Consider the following 18,325-nt stretch of genomic DNA (forward strand, 5'->3'; position numbering starts at 1 on the left):
TAATTGGAGCCGTTCTTATGGACCTACATGATGAATGGATTTATTCTTCAAGAAAATACATCAATTTTGATAAGTAGAAATGGTAAAAACATTGTATAGCATTTTACACAGGAGTCTGGACTTGACTTTCATTTTACTTTCATTGTGTTCATGAAAAATACTTTTTAAAGTTCTGTAACCCATTTGCAGCCTCCTCTACTCATTTAAAATGTATTTTTAGCTCAATAAATCCATTTTTATTAGATTAGCTAAATATTATCACTTTTTTTCTTTAAAAACTATATAAATAACTATTTTCTCAATCAATAGAAAAAGATTTTTCATCACAACAAAAAGAGCAGTACACTTGTCATGCACCACTCTCAACAAATATATCTATTTATGCTTTATAAATGAATTACCGGAAATCAAAATACATCTTGCCTAATACTAACAACATTTACAGTGATGCTATTAGTCAAAATGTCTTTTAAAATAACTGAAGTACTTCTTTGAATGAGAATATACCTGTCAATATTGTAACAAGTACTGCAACGATACCAAAGATGAACATCCAATTTGGGTGTTTATAATCACCGACGATTGATTTCTTTTTACTTGCAATCAAAATTGCACCTAACGTAATAGGTAAAATCCATCCATTTATCGCGCCTGCTATAATTAAAAGGCTGATTGGTTTTCCAATAAATAAGAAAATCATTGTTGAAATAACGATAAACACAATCACAATTAAATTACTTCTTTCGTTAAGTGATTTATGAAGTGTTTTTAAAAATGTTGCGCTTGTGTATGCTGAGCCAATTACTGATGACATAGCTGCAGCAAATAACACAATACCAAAAATATTCTTTCCAATTGGTCCGATTGCATGTTCAAAAACTGACGCTGGTGGATTTTCAGAACTTAGTGTCACACCTGTTACAACAACTCCTAATACCGCTAGGAATAGTAACGTTCTCATAATACCTGTAGTTAAAATACCTGCAATTGCTGATTGATTTACAAATGGTAAATATTGCTTACCTTTAATGCCAGAGTCTAATATACGATGTGCACCTGCAAAGGTAATATAACCACCTACAGTTCCACCAACTAACGTAATGATTGGCAAGACTAATTTCATTGGATGTTCTGGTGCAAATGTATGCACAAAAGCATCACCATAAGGTGGATTAGAAACAAACATCACATATGCCACAACTAATATCATCACAATACCAAGAATCATTGAAACAACGTCCATAATTTTTTGGCCACTTTTACTTACAAAGATTAATATTGCAAAGATTGCAGTAATAGCTGCGCCCCATTTTACATCTAATCCAAAAATTGCATTTAAACCTAAACCGGCACCAGCAATATTACCAATATTAAAAGCTAGACCACCAAATGCAATCAATATTGAGATAACAGTACCAAGCCCAGGAACAACTTTATTTGATATTTCTTGACCTCTTAAACCAGTTACAACTAATATGCGCCATATATTAATTTGTGCACCAATGTCAATGATGATAGACAGTAATATGGCAAATGCGAAACTTGCAAAAAATTGTGATGTAAATACTGCTGTTTGCGTTAAAAATGCTGGCCCAATTGCAGAAGTTGCCATCAAAAATACAGAACCTAATAATAACCTTTTATGATTTTTTGTGAATTCAAAGTCACTTTCTTTTTTAAGCTTTAAATTTCTCCCCATTTTTTAGCCCCCTATAAGGATTGAATATCAATGCCTTCTTTCATTAAAATTTCTCTAATTTTCGAAACAAATAATATTGCATGTTCTCCATCACCATGCACACAAATTGTATCTGCTTGTAACGTTACTTCCTTATTGTTTTTTGAAATAACTTTATTTTCCTTCACCATCTTCAAAACCTGCTTAAGTGCTTCGTCAGTTTCAGTAATCACAGCATCACTTTCTTTTCTACTAACGAGCTGCCCATCATCTTCGTATCGTCTATCAGCAAACACTTCAGAAGCTGTAATTAATCCGACATTCTTTGCTTCTGAAATTAGATATGAATTTGCTAATCCTACTAGCACTAATGATGGATCAAAGTCATAAACAGCTTGTGCTATAACACTTGCTATTTCTCTGTCTTTTGCACCCATCTGATACAATGCACCATGCGGTTTAACATGATTAATTTTAACTTGATGAATGCGACAAAACCCTCGTAATGCACCTAATTGATAAATCATCAAATTATAAATCTCCTCGTTAGAGATATCTATATTTCGTCTGCCAAAACCCTTCAAATCAGGTAAACCAGGATGTGCACCTACTGCAACATTATGTGCTTTGGCAAGTTTTACCGTTTCATTCATTACATTTTCATCACCAGCGTGAAAACCACAAGCAACATTCGCACTTGTAATTAACGGAATAATTTGATGATCACCACCAAAGGAATAATTTCCAAATGCTTCTCCTAAATCACAATTCAAATCAACTCGCATTATAATTCCACCCCTTTAACAATTTGATGTTTTTCTAAAAATTTAATATCAACATCTTTTGCATCTCCATCACGATACAGTGGATAATTTAAAACTGCATATAAAAAATCGGCAGTTGTAGAAAATCCATCTATCACCATTTCATCTAAGGTGGCTTTCATTTTATCAATTGCTGAAGCTCTATCATGAGATTTTACAATTACTTTAGCTACTAAAGAATCATAATATGGTGAAACTTGATAACCGTGATATAGTAAAGAATCGACTCGCACATTAAATCCTTGTGGTAAATGTAACGCTGTCACTTTACCTGGTGTTGGTTGAAATTTCTTTTCAGGATTTTCGGCATTTATTCTCGCTTCTATCACATGACCATTAAATTGAATATCGCTTTGTGAAAAAGGTAAATGATTATGTTCCAATAAATACAATTGTGCTGCAACCAAATCACGTTCTGCTCGCATCTCTGTAACAGTATGTTCAACTTGAATTCGAGCATTCATTTCAATAAAGTAATGTGCGGTATCAGTTACTAAAAATTCAATCGTACCTGCACTTCTATAATTTGCTGCACGTGCAACTTTAACAGCATCGTTACATATTTGTTGTCGTCTTTCTTCAGTTAATGATGCACAAGGAGATTCTTCGATTAATTTTTGATTTTTACGTTGTACAGAACAATCACGTTCCCCTAAATGTACATAATTATCCTGCCCATCCCCCATAACTTGAACTTCAACATGTTTTGCAACAGGTATAAAAGCCTCAACATAAACACGATCATCATCGAAGTATTTTTTCCCTTCACTTTTAGCTTCTTTAAATGCCTTTTCTAAATCTTCAGCTTTCTTTACAATACGTATACCTTTACCACCACCGCCACTGGCAGCTTTGATAACAACTGGATAACCGATGTCTTTGGCAAGCTTCTCAATTTCAGACACATGGTTCACAGCACCATTTGATCCTGGAATCACAGGAACACCTGCATGATGAACTGTTTGTCTTGCTGTTATTTTATCCCCCATCATTTCCATCGTTTTTTTAGTAGGCCCTATAAACGCTATGCCTTGTTCCTCAACGGTTTGAGCAAATTTTGTTGATTCTGATAAAAAGCCATAACCTGGGTGAATTGCATTAGCACCAGTGATTTGTGCAGCAGATATGATGCGGTCAATATTTAAATAACTATCTAAAGCATTAGCTTCCCCAATACATATAGCTTGATCTGCTAAATGTACATGCAAGCTTTGCTCGTCCCCTTTTGCAAAAACTGCTACAGTTTCAATCCCATATTCTCTGCAAGCTCTTATAATCCTTACAGCAATTTCACCTCTGTTTGCAATTAAACAACGAAGCATTTACTTACCCCCTTTACTTAATACGTACCAAAACTTGGTCGTATTCAACATTTGTGCCATGATCAGCTACTATTTCAGTAATTTCTCCAGCAACATCTGTTGTTACCTCGTTTAATACTTTCATCGCTTCAACATATCCTATAATATCTCCCTTGTTAACTTTGTCACCGACTTTCACAATTGGTTCAGTTAATTCTTTACTGTCTTGTAAAAAGAATGTACCTACCATTGGTGATTTAATGTCATGATAATCATTTGTCGAAACATCGGAGTTATCATTCGCTTTTGAAGCTGTCAAATCATTATTGTTCATACTTTGATTTGATTGATTACTGTGTGCAGCCAAATGATTCGAGTCAGTGAAGTCAATTTCTATTTCATCTTCAAAGTTTTTATATTTAAATTTCTTAACATCATTTTCCTTCACTAATTTGATTATTTGTTCGATTTTTTCAATATTCATTTTACAAATCCTCTTTTAAAATTGTTGCTAATTTTTTCGAAGTATGTCGCAAGCTAGATGTATCAAAAATTGGAGTCTTTTGATGACTCTTAAGAAATTCATTAAACAGAGACATTTGTTCCCGATTCTTATCTACAGCTTCTTGGAATGATATCCATTTAAATTGAATTGTATCTTGTGGTTTCATCTGTGCTAACTTTGGCAGATCAAATTTGCATACAGTTGCAATTTTGGTATAACCACCTATCGTTTGTTTATCATTAAGCAGAATAATAGGTTGACCATCATTTGGCACTTGAACACTGCCAAGAGCAACCGGTTCAGAAATGATATCTGCTTGATTAATTGGTGCAACGCTGTCACCTTCCAAACGATACCCCATACGGTCTGATTGTTCAGTAATTAAATATGGATGATTTACAATTTTCGCTCTAGCCTCTTCAGAAAACGCCTCGAATTGAGGTCCTTGAAGAATGTGTATAATATTATTTTCTGGCAATAAATCGTCCTGTAAATGAATAGTCTTTCCAATGTTTTCTTTAAAGTTATTATTTATTTTCACTGTTATTACATCATTAGCTAATAACTTTCTACCTTTGAATCCTCCTATACTGCTTCGGGTATGTGTTGCATAACTTTCAGCAATTGGAGGTACGTTGATAGTATGATCAAAAGTAAGATAACCGCGTGCACCTTTGGTTATAGCACCTATTTTTAAAATGTCACCTTTCTCAGCTAATATGACAGAATTCATTGATATAGTTTTATTATTTAGCGAGGCATTAACACTACCACCGGTTATAACAAATGTATTTTGCGTATTAAATTGAATGGTAGGACCAATCAAAGTATATTCAATCGCTGGACCATCATTGTTAATTAATGACTGCGCAACCTTAAAACTAAATTGATCCATGGCACCTGCGCCTGAAAATCCAATATGTTCATAACCTTTTCTTCCTAGATCTTGTACCGTTGAAAAGAGACCTGGTTGTAAAATCTTAATTGACATTTTCGATCACCACCCAGTCATCAACATTAAAGTTGCCATCTGATATATCTCTTTCGATTTGTATAAATTCCTGTTCATCTATTGCATAAAATTGTATCCATTCTCCTGCTTCGTACATTGACATTGGTTCACGCTCGCTGCTAAATACTTTTAACGGTGTGCGTCCAATAATTTGCCATCCGCCAGGAGAATCTGATGGATATAGTCCTGTTTGATTATTCGCAATACCTACAGAACCTGCATGAATTTTTAACCTTGGCTGATTACGTCTAGGTGTATGTAATTGTTCATCAAGTCCGCCTAAGTATGGAAATCCAGGCATAAATCCTAGCATATATATTAAATAAGGTTTACTTGTATGTTTTTCAATAACTTGCTCAACAGTTATTCGATTATGCTTTGCTACTTCTTCAATATCAGGTCCATATGTACCACCATATTGAACAGGTATTTTAATAATACGATTGGTTTGATTCACAGCATGAACATTTTTTTCATTAAATTTGTTAAGTTCTAAATTTTCAATTAATTTAGAAGGTGTTATAGCTTGTTCATCAAAATATATTAGAACTGCTCGATACGAAGGGACAATATCTTGAATTTCTAATATTTCTTTTTCTCGTATCCACCGTACCATTGCTGTGACATTTCGATATGTCTCTTCGGATATTTTATTTTCAAAATAAATCATAATTGTCTGCTCGTTAATAAATCTTACATCCACTCTAAATCCCCCTTTGTATTGCAATAAACCAGTATTGAATACCTTTTCATTGTATCATTGAGAAGCACAAGTTGTTTAATAAGTAATTCAAATCGTATACAATAACAAATGATAATCAATTTGTTTTCTCGGAAATATTTTGCTTTTTTTAAATGGAGTAGTTAATATTGAAACTCTTACACTAATTTAGGTTCTGCTATCAATCGGTCTGATGGAAAATTTCACTTTTCATCTGTCCGATTTTTTGATTTTGAATATAAAAAAGCACGACCGAAGTATCATTAACACACTTCAATCGCGCAATTAAACAATCTATTTGACCATTTATTGGATATTAACAATTTTTACGTTCATTTCGCCACCATTAGGTAGTGGAACACGAACTTCATCATCTAAACCTTTACCAATTAACGCTTTAGCCATTGGTGATTCATTTGAAATCTTACCATTAAATGCATCTGATTCAGCTGAACCAACGATTTGATAACTTTCCTCTTCATCACCTGGTAATTCTACAAACGTTACTGTTTTACCAATTTTAACAACGTTGTTATCTCCAGTATCTTCAATGATTAATGCATTTCTTAACATATGCTCAATTCTTTGAATATCTTGTTCGATGAATCCTTGTTCATCTTTTGCTGCATCATACTCAGAGTTCTCTGATAAGTCACCAAATGAACGTGCAACTTTAATTTTCTCTACAACTTCAGGACGCTTAACTGTTTTTAATTCTTCAAGTTCACGCTCTAATTTTTCAAAACCTTCTTGAGTCATTGGATATTGCTTTTGATTTTCCATATTGTCATCTTCCTTTACTGAATTATACTATTGCTTGCTAACTAAAGACTGAATTTTTGTTGTCATAATATCTATTGCAACTTTATTGCTCCCACCTTCAGGAATAATTATATCAGCATATTTCTTAGTCGGTTCAATAAATTGGTCATGCATAGGTCTAACAACACTTAAATATTGATTGATAACAGAGTCCATTGAACGCCCACGCTCTTTAGTATCTCGTGTTAAACGGCGTAATATTCTCAAGTCTGCATCTGTATCAACATATATTTTAACATCCATCATATCACGTAATACCTTATTTTCTAAAGCGAAAATACCTTCTACGATAATAACATCTTTAGGTTTAAAATCAATGGTAATGTCACTTCTTGTATGACTAGCATAATCATATGTCGGTACTTCTACTGCTTTACCATTTTTCAAGTCTTTAAGATTTTCAATTAATAAATCATTATCGAATGCAAATGGATGGTCATAATTGGTTTCTAGGCGCTCGTCGAAAGTCAAGTGCTTTTGATCTTTATAATAGTAATCTTGAGCAAGTAAAGCGACACTATGACCTTCTAAGTTTTTCATAATTTCGTTAGTTACAGTTGTTTTTCCTGAGCCAGATCCACCAGCTATGCCAATGATTGTAGTAGCTTTCATTAGCCAATTTCCTTTCTCATCATGTTGTTTGGATATATCGGGCGATCCACTTTAATTTGAACGATTTGTAATGGATGGCGCGCCGCGTCTAAGCTGTTACCTTCTTCATCATAAATTGCTTCTACTACTTGTGTAAATGTTTCAATTTCTGGACCAAAGAATTCTATTTCTTGACCTGGTTTAAAGTTATTTCGTTGTTGAATAGTCGCAATTTTTGTATCTTCATTATAATCTAATACCAAACCGCAAAAATCAAATGGTGATTTTTTAGATTGTTGTTGACCAAACATCTGTTCTTCATAACCAGGTGTACCCTCAAAGAATGCTGGTGCAGTGTCTCTATTTGCACATTTATCTAACTCAATTAACCATTCCGGATTAATCTTAAAGTTATCAGGATCTGCTGCATACGCATCAATGACTTTACGATATACTGAGACAACTGTTGCAATATAATGAATTGACTTCATACGTCCTTCAATTTTTAATGAGTCCACACCAATATCCATCATTTGAGGAATAGATTCGATTAATTTTAAATCTTTAGGACTCATCGCAAACGGTGTAACTTCACCTTGATTATAAAATACATCAAGTTCACCATTATCATCAACTTCTAATAATTCATAATCCCAACGACAACTTTGACAGCAACCGCCTCTGTTGGAATCCCTTGCAGTCATATGATTACTTAATGTACATCTACCTGAATAGGCGATACACATAGCACCATGAATAAATGCTTCGATTTCAATATCTACTTTTTCCTTCATTTCACGCATTTCCATCGCGCCGGTCTCACGTGCTAATACAACACGATCCAATCCTTCTTCTTTCCAATATTCTACAGCTTTGTAATTAGAAAGTGATTGTTGAGTAGATAAATGAATTTCAAGTTTTGGCGCAACTTCTTTACATGTTTCGATAATTAAAGGATCTGCAACAATGATACCTGTCGCACCTGTCTTTTCCAAATTACGCAAATATGATTCTAGACCTTCAATATTCTCATCATGTGCAATAATATTTGTCGTAACATAAATTTTGGCACCGTAACGGTTCGCAAATTCAACACCTTCAGCTATTTCTTCCATCGTGAAATTATCAGCATTTGAACGTAATCCATATTCTTGACCACCTAAAAATACGGCATCAGCGCCATAATGTACTGCTATTTTTAACTTTTCTAAGTTTCCAGCAGGTGCTAATAATTCTGGTTTCTTCATAACTGTTTTAGGAGTTGATTTAATCTCTTCTATTGTCTTCATGATTAACCTCCTTAATATACTGTTTGTTTATATAAGAAACCTTCGTCAAATGGTCGATGATCAGGTTGAATTTCTTCAATTGGGTCCATCAACATAAATTTCTCATCTTCATAGATTTCAGGATCTTCATTGTACAAATCTATCGCTTGACGATACTGTTCCGTTACCACATTAATATATTCTTCCGTTTGTAGAATACCATCGATTTTAAATGAATCTATTCCCGCCTCAAAAAATGGTGCTAATTCTTCAATTAAACAAATGTCGTTTGGTGACATAATGTGCGTACCATTGTAATCTTCGTAAACTGGGTAATTATTTTGTCTTTCTTCATCATAAAGTAATAAAGATTGTTCATCATTGCGACGTTCAATTTTCATTTGACGATCTTGGAACGTATAATAATTGCCTAGTAGCATACGCTTTGATTGGAACATACAAGTCATTCCTTGAACTTGCACCTCAATTTCCACATTTGAATTTTCTTTTATATTAATAATTTCATCCAAATTCAGCTCACGTGCTAAGACAGCTCTTGATGCGCCTCTTTTACCCCAGTAATTACATTGAAAATGATTAGTTACTAAAGTCTCTGCATTCCAATGAAGTGGTATTGGATTCTCTTGCGCCTTCACATACATTACTACTGCTGGATCTCCGAAAATAATTCTGTCAACTCGTATTTCATGTAAAAAATTAATATAATCTTCTACAGCATCTAAATGATAATTATGAAATAATCCATTCACCGCCGCATATACTTTTTTATCGTTTTTGTGAGCTAATGCGACAGCCTCTGTCATTTGTTGTCTATTGAATTCCCCTGGAAGTCTTAAACCAAACTTTTGCTCGCCAATTACAAAAGCATCTGCACCTAAATCAATAAGTGTTTCCATATGGCTTAATGACTTGGGTGTGACAAGTAATTCTGTCATAGTCATTCTCCTTTAATTGAAATCGCTAATCCATCGTCTATATTTAAAAAATTCGTTGTATATCCTGGTTGCTTTATTAACCACTCATTATAATCTTGAACCTTTTTAACCATTTGTCTTACATTTCTCGATCTAACAATCCCAATATCCGATACAAAACCGTGATATAAAACATTATCTGTAATTACGAGACCTTGGTGCTTTAAAAGTGGTGTATATATTTCAAAAAATTTCTTTGATTGCGCTTTTGCTGCATCAATAAATATCATATCATAAACTTTGTCATTTACATTTTCAAATTGCTCTAAAGCATTACCTTCAATAATTCGAACCTGGTTTTCAAAATGATAAGTAGCTAAATTTTGTTTAGCATATTGAATCATCGTTTCATTACGCTCTATCGTTGTGACATGAATGTCATCAGATATAGAAGCGAATTGCATAGAACTATAGCCGATTGCTGTGCCAATTTCTAAAATATTTTTAACATTATTCATACGAATTAATTGCTTAATTAAATCTAATGTTAAACGATCTACGATTGGCACTTCATTTACTTCGGCAAATTCACGCAAAACTTCGATTGAACTATTTTGATGTTGATGTAAATCTATTAAATATTTTTTATTTAGGTCATCCATGTTTTAAACTTCCTTTATGTAAAATAAGTCAATATGATTATGACAATAAAATAAATCAGCCTTCACAATTGATTATAATTTTGCCAACCAATTAAATGACTGATTTCGTGTTAGACGCAAAGCTATTTTATTTATAGAAGCGAATCATTCATATAAAATTTAACTTTAGATATTTTACCATATTTTCAATAAAATTATAAGCGTTAATTATTTATACATTGCTTGACTTAAAAAAATACTCTTGCCTCCCCATCTTAAGGTTAGCAAGAGTAAAATCTTTTTAATTATTCTTCCATTTCAGTATTTACAACTTCTTCAATCATGTCCCATTCTTCATCAGTTTCGATTGGTACTAACTTACCACCGTCACCTGACTCATCTGGTTCATTGATCATTGGTACAAGCTCAATCATATCGTCTTCATCTGATTGAGCACCTTCTTCAGCTAAGATAACATACTCTTTTTTGAATTCAGGATGATAAAATTCTAAAACTTTTCGGTATAAAACTTCATTTCCTTCTTCATCGAATAAAGTTAATAATTCTTCTTCGTTATTAATTTCTAGTTGTGAATCATGATTATGTTCAGTCATAGTAAAATCTCCTTTTAATGTAGTGAATCTAAATAGCCTTGTAAAATAAATACCGCTGCCATTTTATCAATCACTTGTTTTCTTTTTTGTCTTGAAACATCTGCTTCTAATAATGATCGTTCAGCAGCCATTGTGCTTAATCTTTCATCCCACATCACAATCTCAATAGAAGGATAAGCTTCTAATAATTTTTCTTTATATGTTAACGAAGCTTCGCCTCGAAATCCTATTGAATTATTCATGTTTTTAGGTAGTCCTATTACGACTGTACCCACATTATGTTTTTTAATAATGTCTACTAATTGGTCAATACCTAATTCATTATTTTCTTCATTGATTCGGAGTGTGTCTAATCCTTGTGCCGTCCAACCCATTATATCACTAATTGCAATTCCTACCGTTCTACTACCGACATCGAGTCCTAAAATTTTATGTTGTAACATAAATTATTTATTTTGCTCTTTTAAATAGTAAGAAACAAGCTCTTCCATAATAACATCTCTATCAATATGACGAATTTGATTTCTTGCTTCATTTTGGCGTGGAATATACGCAGGGTCACCTGATAATAAATAACCTACAATTTGATTTACGGCATTATATCCTCGTTCATCTAATGTTCGATAAACATTATTTAAAACATCTCTTACATCTTGTGTTGGAAGTTCTTCATAGTCGAATTTCATTGTTTTATCAAAGTTTTCCATTTGCGACACTCCTTTAATTACAAATATAACTCACTATCATCATACAATATTATGGCTTTAAATTATAGATTTTTAATGTAATCTTTAATAAAGCTTAATGATTTTGAGATATTTTCAGGTTGTGTACCGCCACCTTGAGCCATATCTGGACGACCGCCACCTTTACCACCAACAATTGGTGCCATTTGTTTGATAAGATCACCGGCTTTAACGTTATTTGTTAAAGATTTAGGGACAGTTGCAACCATCGATACTTTATCATCAACATTACTTGCAAGAATGATAATTGTATCTTGTAGTTTAGATTTAAAATCGTCCATTGTCGAGCGAATTGCTTTCGCATTTGGTACATCCACTTCAGTAACCAATACTTTATAGCCATTGATTTCTTCAACTTGATCTTCAATATTACCCATTTTAAGTGATGTGATTTCTTTGTCACGTTGCTCTAATTGTTTTAATAATGCTTTTTCTTCATCTTGCAATTGTGTTAACTTATCGACTACTTGATCATCAGATTTCACTTTCAGCTGTGATTTCATCGTATTAAATTTCTCTTGAATATCTTCTAAATATAAGAAAGCTGCTTTACCTGTTAATGCTTCAATACGACGCACACCAGCTCCTGTACCTGACTCACTTACTATTTTGAATAAGCCAATTTCAGAAGTATTGCGGACATGAATACCACCACATAATTCAATTGAAAATGGTGCCATATTTACTACACGCACAACATCACCATATTTTTCACCGAATAATGCCATTGCGCCCATTTCTTTAGCTGAAGCAATATCCATTTCTTGAATGTTAACGTCAATACCTTTCCAAATTTCTTCATTTACTAAGCGTTCAACTTGATCAATTTCATCATTAGTCATTGGACCAAAATGAGAGAAATCAAAACGTAAACGATCTGCTTCTACTAGTGAACCAGCTTGGTTAACATGATCACCCAGTACTGATTTCAACGCTGCATGTAATAAATGTGTTGCACTATGGTTCTTTTGAATGTCACGTCGATCATTTTGGTTCACTTCAGCAGACACTGTAGCGCCAACATTTACTTGGCCAAATTGTACTACTCCTTTATGCAAGTTTTGACCATTTGGTGCTTTGGTTACTTCACTAACAGCAATTTCAAAATTGTCATTATAAACAATACCTGTATCCGCAACTTGTCCACCACTGACTGCATAAAATGGTGTTTCCGTTAACATGAAGTATACTGTTTCACCCGCTTCAACTTGTGAAACTTCTTCACCATTATATATCAAGTGTGTTAGTGTTGTTTGAGCTGTCGCAGTATCATAACCAACAAAAGTACTTGCAGATGTAATATTTTTCAATACTTCACTTTGAACTTGCATTGATTGAGAATTTTGACGTGCTTGACGTGCACGATCACGTTGTTGTTGCATTTCTGACTCGAATGTTGTCATATCAACTTTCAATCCTGCTTGCACTGCTATTTCTTCAGTTAATTCAATTGGGAACCCGTACGTATCATACAATTTAAATGCATCTTTCCCATTAATTTCATTTGTTGTTTCTTTAGCTTTTTTAATTAATTCATTTAAAATCGCTAAACCATCTTCTAATGTTTCATGGAATCGTTCTTCTTCAGACTTTATAACACGCTTAATGAAATCTGCTTTTTCCTTAACATTTGGATAATATGGTTCCATAATGTCTGCAACAATATCAACAAGTTTGTACATAAATGGCTCATTGATTCCTAACGTTTGACTAAAACGAACGGCACGACGTAGCAATCGACGTAATACATATCCTCTACCTTCATTGGCAGGTAATGCACCATCAGAAATTGCAAATGCAATCGTACGAATGTGGTCAGCAATTACTTTAAATGCCACATCTTGTTCGTTGTTTACTAAATATTGTTTACCTGATACTTTTTCGATTTCATTCATTATAGGCATAAATAAATCTGTTTCATAGTTAGTACGTACATTTTGAGAAACTGAGGCCATACGCTCAAGCCCCATGCCGGTATCAATATTTTTATTAGGTAATGGTGTGTAACTATGATCTTTATTATGATTGAATTCACTAAATACTAAGTTCCATACTTCAAGATAGCGTTCATTTTCTCCACCTGGATACATTTCTTCTGCCGGATCGTCTTGTCCATATGCTTCTCCGCGATCATAGAAAATCTCAGTGTTCGGTCCTGAAGGCCCTTCACCAATATCCCAGAAGTTACCTTCAATGCGAATAATACGACTTTCTTCAAGCCCAATATCTTTATGCCAAATGTTGTATGCTTCCATATCTTCCGGATGAATCGTAACGTACAATTTATCTGGCTCCATACCCATCCATTTATCACTCGTTAAAAATTCCCAAGCAAATTCAATCGCTTCTTGTTTAAAGTAATCACCAATTGAGAAGTTACCTAACATTTCAAAGAATGTATGGTGACGCGCTGTGAAACCAACATTTTCAATATCATTTGTACGAATAGCTTTTTGAGAGTTTACAATTCTTGGCTTTTTAGGTGTTTCACGTCCATCAAAATATTTCTTTAATGTTGCTACACCTGAATTAATCCATAATAATGTATCATCATCAATTGGGACTAATGGTGCAGAAGGTTCAACCATATGTCCTTTTTCAACAAAGAAATCTAGATATTTTTGTCTAATTTCACTCGCTTTTAACTTTTTCATCATTTACACATCCTATTTACTGTTTTTAAATTACCATTCCATAAAAATTGATGACACAGATAGTCGGTTTGAAAAACTAGTATAAATCAATATCACTTTTTATTATTAAAAAATAAAAAACGCCCATCCTCAAAAGGGACGAACGTTATCGCGGTACCACCCTAGTTATAAATGTAATTCAACACATTTATCACTTTAAATCGACTATACAGTTGTGCATAAAGTAGCGTTCACTAATGTTTGTTGTACTTTTCACCAACCAGTACATCTCTGATAAACAAATCATTAACTACTCATCTTTATACGAATTTAATTCTATTTTAGTTACATTTACGCTTGTTGTCAACGTTCTATAAAGTCATACGGCGTGATTTCTCCCATATTAATCATTGGGTCAATTTTAAACATTGTAGCTTCCGTTAATACATTTGTATCTGTTTTTGTTGAATCAGACGTAACTTCTTCACTATCATTCGATGACATTGGCGCTTCTACTTGATCATCTATTGTCGTTTGTGAAGCTCCTGTATCATTAGTTGCTGTGTTTTCCAGCATTTCTTCATCTTCTGAATTAAAATAATTTTTCAACAATGTACATAATTGTGTTAAACGCGCTTGACCATTTGTTTTCAATCCAATATCAAATGCTTCCGGATCCCCAAGTAAAACTAAACTCGTTTTCGCTCTAGTTAAACCAGTATATAATATCGGTCTTTGTAACATTCTAAAATACTGTTTAACAATAGGCATGATAACAATAGGAAATTCTGAACCTTGTGATTTATGGATTGATGTACAATATGCATGCGTTAATTCCATCATATCTTGTTTCGTAAATGTAATTTCATTACCTTCAAAATCCACAACAAGTACATCTTTATTAAGAGCATTTTCTTTCGCCCAAAAAATACCAACAATAACTCCTATGTCACCATTAAATATGTTATCATTTGGCCTATTAACAAGTTGTAATACTTTGTCACCTTTTCTAAAGACTACATCACCAAACTCAATTTCTCGTGTGTCTTTCTTTTTAGGGTTTAAAATATCTTGTAAAACTTGATTTAAACGTTTAATACCGGCATTTCCTTTATACATTGGTGCAAGCACTTGAATATCAGCCATAGTATACCCTTTATTAACAGCACTAGTAACTACCTTCTCAACAACTGTTGGTATTTGGTTTGCCTGACAATTAATAAAACTTCTATCATGAAAACGCTGTGTAATATCAATTTTCTGACCCAACTTCATTCGATGTGCTAATTCTATAATGCTTGAACCATCTTGTTGACGATATACTTCAGTCAGATTTACTCGTGGTATAGCTTTCGATTCAATTAAATCTTTAAATACTTGACCAGGACCTACAGAAGGCAATTGGTCCTCATCACCTACAAATATCAATTGTGCATCTAAAGGAACTGCACTTAAAAATTGGTGGAACAACCAAGTATCTACCATAGACATCTCATCAATGATTATGAGTCGTGCGTTTATTTCATTTTCTAATATATCCTCTGGCTTTGTGTCTTGATTCCAACCTATTAAACGATGAATCGTCATTGCTTCTAATCCAGTTGACTCTTGTAGTCTCTTGGACGCTCTTCCTGTTGGCGCTGCTAATACAACTGGATAATCATCATTGACATAATCATCATAATCTAATGATAAACCATGAATCTCAGCATATAATTCTACAATGCCTTTAATTACTGTCGTCTTTCCTGTTCCCGGTCCACCGGTTAATAGCATCACCTTAGAATTGATAGCCGTTTGCAAAGCTTCTTTTTGTGAAGCTGCATAGTTCACTTGATTCGCATCTTCTATTTCACCAATATGCATTTGTAAATCTGACTGTTCAATTTCCGTAAGTTTATTTGTATGCGTCTTTATTCTGAATAAGTTTTGAACACTTTTGATTTCAGAATAATACAAACTTGGAATTGCAACTTGTTCATTGTCAATAATTAGTCGTTTTTCCTCATTTAAGTATTGCAACATTTCGTCTAATTTTTCAGGGTCGATGACTTCTTCATCTTGATAATTTAATACATCAACGGTTAAGTCTATAACAACATTGATAGGCAAATATGTATGTCCCTGTTTAATACATTCTTCTTCTAACGTATAGAGCAACGCAGCTTTTAATCGTTCATTATCGTTATAAGCGATACCAATATTTCTAGCAAGTTGATCTGCTTTATTAAAACCAATACCTTTAATATCATAAATCAATTGATATGGATTTCGATCTAAAATAGTCAGTGTATCACCGAGATAAAACTGATAAATTGCCATTGAAAGTTTAGGACCAAACCCTAAATCATGTAAACGAATCATTATTTTTTCAGATTCTTGATTTGCTGAAATTTGTTCTGCAATTTGTTTCTGTTTCTTTTTAGATAATCCCGAAACTTTTTCTAGAACTGAATGGTCATCTAATATATCATTTATCGCATTATCACCTAATGTATTAACAATATTTTGAGCTGTCTTTTTACCTACACCTTTAAACAAATCGCTTGATAAATAACTTATAATTGCTTCTTTCGTTTGTGGCATTTCTTTTTCAAAAGTCTCTGCTTTTAATTGTTTACCATAACGGGGATGATCAACAACTTGACCTTTAAATGTGTAGACATCGCCTTCAACAATATTCGGAAGAAACCCTACAACAGTTGGCATTGTATCAAAGTCTTCATTTGTTTCAATAGTATCTACTTTAAGCACTGTATAAAAATTATCACTGTTTTGAAACAATATCGCTTCAACAGTACCTTTGATCATTGAATAATCAAATAGTGTAGGGTCTGACATGTTACTCCTCCTCTTTCATTTTAGTGAATGTTTTCAGCGCATGCTGACTTAATAAGTGTTTAGGGTCGATAGTCACAGCTTCTTTAAAATGAGTTATGGCTTCATCAATATCTTCATTTTTCATAAATAACGCTAAACCTAAATTGTATCTTGCATCAACATGATTTTTATCAATCGTTAATACATGTTTAAGTTGAGTTATGGCTTCATTAAACATTTCTAATTGACATAATACAAGACCATATTGAAATTGAACTTCTGCATCTTTGTCTTTATCTAGTTCCGCAGCAGTCATTAAATACGGCAATGCCAGCTTAAATGATTCTAACTGATTAAACGCCATACCAATCATATAATTACAATCAACTTGTTCAATCTCTGTTTGTAATGCTTGTTGATATAATTTAATAGCTTCTTGATAACGTTGCTGATTATAATATACATTTGCTAGATTATAAAATACGACGCCATTCTTCGGATCTATTGTTAAAGCTTTTTGGAAAAAACGCTCTGCCTTTTCAATCTCATTCGCATCAGCAAGTACGATACCGGCATTAATATAATTTTCAATAATTGTAGGATCTTCTTCGATATTTCCGAACAATGCTTGTAACGCTTCTTCTATTTTTCCATTTTGTATGTATTGATAAATTGTTTGTTGATCTATCATTTACGAACCTCATTTCTCATCAATTATAACATCTTGATAAATTGTATGTCTCGAATCACTTAACAACGAATAAAATATAATCTAATATCATCTTCATTCATGAAAAAGCGGGAATGGAATAGAAATGCTAAAGAACCATTAACGGTTTATTATGTAATGGTTCTTCCACATTAGCCACCACTATTATGTACTTAAAAATAGGAATACATAATTAGACTCATGTATAGGGAGTGGGACAGAAATGATATTTTTACAAAATTAATTTGTTTACCCCAACTCGCATTGCCTGTAGAATTTCTTTACGAAATTTTCTGTGTTGGGGCCCCATCCCCAACTTGCACATTATTGAAATCTGACTTTCCGTCAGCTTCTATGTTGAGGCCCCGTCCCCAACTTCCATTGCCTGTTGAATTTCTTTACGAAATTCTCTGTGTTGGGGCCCCGCCAACTTGCATTGCCTGTTGAATTTCTTTACGAAATTCTCTATGTTGGGGCCCCGTCAACTTGCATTGCCTGTTTAAAT

17 protein-coding genes and 1 other annotated feature are annotated in these 18,325 nt (G+C 33.4%); all 17 genes read right to left on the bottom strand.

Features of this window, described 5'->3' with window-relative positions; translation table 11 throughout:
• Positions 1-469: 469 nt before the first annotated feature.
• The 17 genes from IDG45_RS06435 to IDG45_RS06515 all read right to left on the bottom strand — a co-directional run bounded on the left by IDG45_RS06435 (position 470) and on the right by IDG45_RS06515 (position 17,802).
• Entirely contained in the window at positions 470-1,699 is a 1,230-nt protein-coding gene (locus IDG45_RS06435; protein WP_000533238.1) for an NRAMP family divalent metal transporter, read from the bottom strand.
• A gap of 11 nt (positions 1,700-1,710) precedes the next feature.
• Positions 1,711-2,463: a 5-oxoprolinase subunit PxpA gene (gene pxpA, locus IDG45_RS06440; RefSeq protein ID WP_001261804.1), complete on the bottom strand. Its 753-nt coding sequence runs from the start codon at positions 2,461-2,463 to the stop codon at positions 1,711-1,713.
• Positions 2,463-3,824: an acetyl-CoA carboxylase biotin carboxylase subunit gene (locus IDG45_RS06445; RefSeq protein ID WP_000942721.1), complete on the bottom strand. Its 1,362-nt coding sequence runs from the start codon at positions 3,822-3,824 to the stop codon at positions 2,463-2,465. Before IDG45_RS06445 ends, pxpA begins: the two co-directional genes overlap by 1 nt.
• A gap of 13 nt (positions 3,825-3,837) precedes the next feature.
• Positions 3,838-4,287: an acetyl-CoA carboxylase biotin carboxyl carrier protein gene (locus tag IDG45_RS06450; protein ID WP_001019339.1), complete on the bottom strand. Its 450-nt coding sequence runs from the start codon at positions 4,285-4,287 to the stop codon at positions 3,838-3,840.
• A 1-nt stretch (position 4,288) separates the two neighbouring features.
• Complete coding sequence (locus tag IDG45_RS06455) at positions 4,289-5,299, bottom strand: 5-oxoprolinase subunit C family protein (protein ID WP_111063767.1); 1,011 nt, start codon at positions 5,297-5,299, stop codon at positions 4,289-4,291.
• Positions 5,289-6,023, bottom strand: a complete 735-nt coding sequence (pxpB, locus tag IDG45_RS06460) for a 5-oxoprolinase subunit PxpB (protein WP_000383167.1) — start codon at positions 6,021-6,023, stop codon at positions 5,289-5,291. The genes IDG45_RS06455 and pxpB overlap by 11 nt, the downstream gene beginning before the upstream one ends.
• Before the next feature lie 324 nt (positions 6,024-6,347).
• Positions 6,348-6,824 carry a transcription elongation factor GreA gene (gene greA / locus IDG45_RS06465; protein WP_000431312.1) on the bottom strand — a complete coding sequence of 159 codons (477 nt, stop codon included), beginning with the start codon at positions 6,822-6,824 and terminating at the stop codon, positions 6,348-6,350.
• Positions 6,825-6,851: 27 nt separating this feature from the next.
• Entirely contained in the window at positions 6,852-7,475 is a 624-nt protein-coding gene (gene udk / locus IDG45_RS06470) for a uridine kinase (protein WP_000648617.1), read from the bottom strand.
• Entirely contained in the window at positions 7,475-8,743 is a 1,269-nt protein-coding gene (locus IDG45_RS06475; protein ID WP_000848304.1) for a peptidase U32 family protein, read from the bottom strand. Before IDG45_RS06475 ends, udk begins: the two co-directional genes overlap by 1 nt.
• Positions 8,744-8,754: 11 nt before the next feature.
• Complete coding sequence (locus IDG45_RS06480) at positions 8,755-9,678, bottom strand: peptidase U32 family protein (RefSeq protein ID WP_000137775.1); 924 nt, start codon at positions 9,676-9,678, stop codon at positions 8,755-8,757.
• Positions 9,679-9,680: 2 nt separating this feature from the next.
• Positions 9,681-10,319 (bottom strand): O-methyltransferase, encoded by a 639-nt coding sequence (locus tag IDG45_RS06485; protein ID WP_000342266.1) that lies wholly within the window; start codon positions 10,317-10,319, stop codon positions 9,681-9,683.
• A 284-nt stretch (positions 10,320-10,603) separates the two neighbouring features.
• Positions 10,604-10,912, bottom strand: a complete 309-nt coding sequence (locus tag IDG45_RS06490) for a DUF1292 domain-containing protein (RefSeq protein ID WP_000134779.1) — start codon at positions 10,910-10,912, stop codon at positions 10,604-10,606.
• A gap of 14 nt (positions 10,913-10,926) precedes the next feature.
• Entirely contained in the window at positions 10,927-11,355 is a 429-nt protein-coding gene (gene ruvX / locus IDG45_RS06495) for a Holliday junction resolvase RuvX (RefSeq protein ID WP_000939059.1), read from the bottom strand.
• 3 nt (positions 11,356-11,358) lie between these two features.
• Positions 11,359-11,619: an IreB family regulatory phosphoprotein gene (locus tag IDG45_RS06500; RefSeq protein WP_000426912.1), complete on the bottom strand. Its 261-nt coding sequence runs from the start codon at positions 11,617-11,619 to the stop codon at positions 11,359-11,361.
• A 62-nt stretch (positions 11,620-11,681) separates the two neighbouring features.
• Positions 11,682-14,312 (bottom strand): alanine--tRNA ligase, encoded by a 2,631-nt coding sequence (alaS, locus tag IDG45_RS06505; RefSeq protein WP_000734084.1) that lies wholly within the window; start codon positions 14,310-14,312, stop codon positions 11,682-11,684.
• 131 nt (positions 14,313-14,443) lie between these two features.
• Positions 14,444-14,621, bottom strand: a binding site (T-box leader).
• Positions 14,622-14,654: 33 nt separating this feature from the next.
• Positions 14,655-17,132, bottom strand: coding sequence for an SF1B family DNA helicase RecD2 (gene recD2, locus IDG45_RS06510; RefSeq protein ID WP_031927747.1), 2,478 nt, complete (start codon positions 17,130-17,132; stop codon positions 14,655-14,657).
• A gap of 1 nt (position 17,133) precedes the next feature.
• Positions 17,134-17,802 (bottom strand): tetratricopeptide repeat protein, encoded by a 669-nt coding sequence (locus IDG45_RS06515; protein WP_000567017.1) that lies wholly within the window; start codon positions 17,800-17,802, stop codon positions 17,134-17,136.
• Positions 17,803-18,325 lie beyond the last annotated feature (523 nt).

The organism is Staphylococcus sp. EG-SA-10, from assembly GCF_017151945.1.
In the GTDB taxonomy this organism is placed as follows: domain Bacteria; phylum Bacillota; class Bacilli; order Staphylococcales; family Staphylococcaceae; genus Staphylococcus; species Staphylococcus aureus.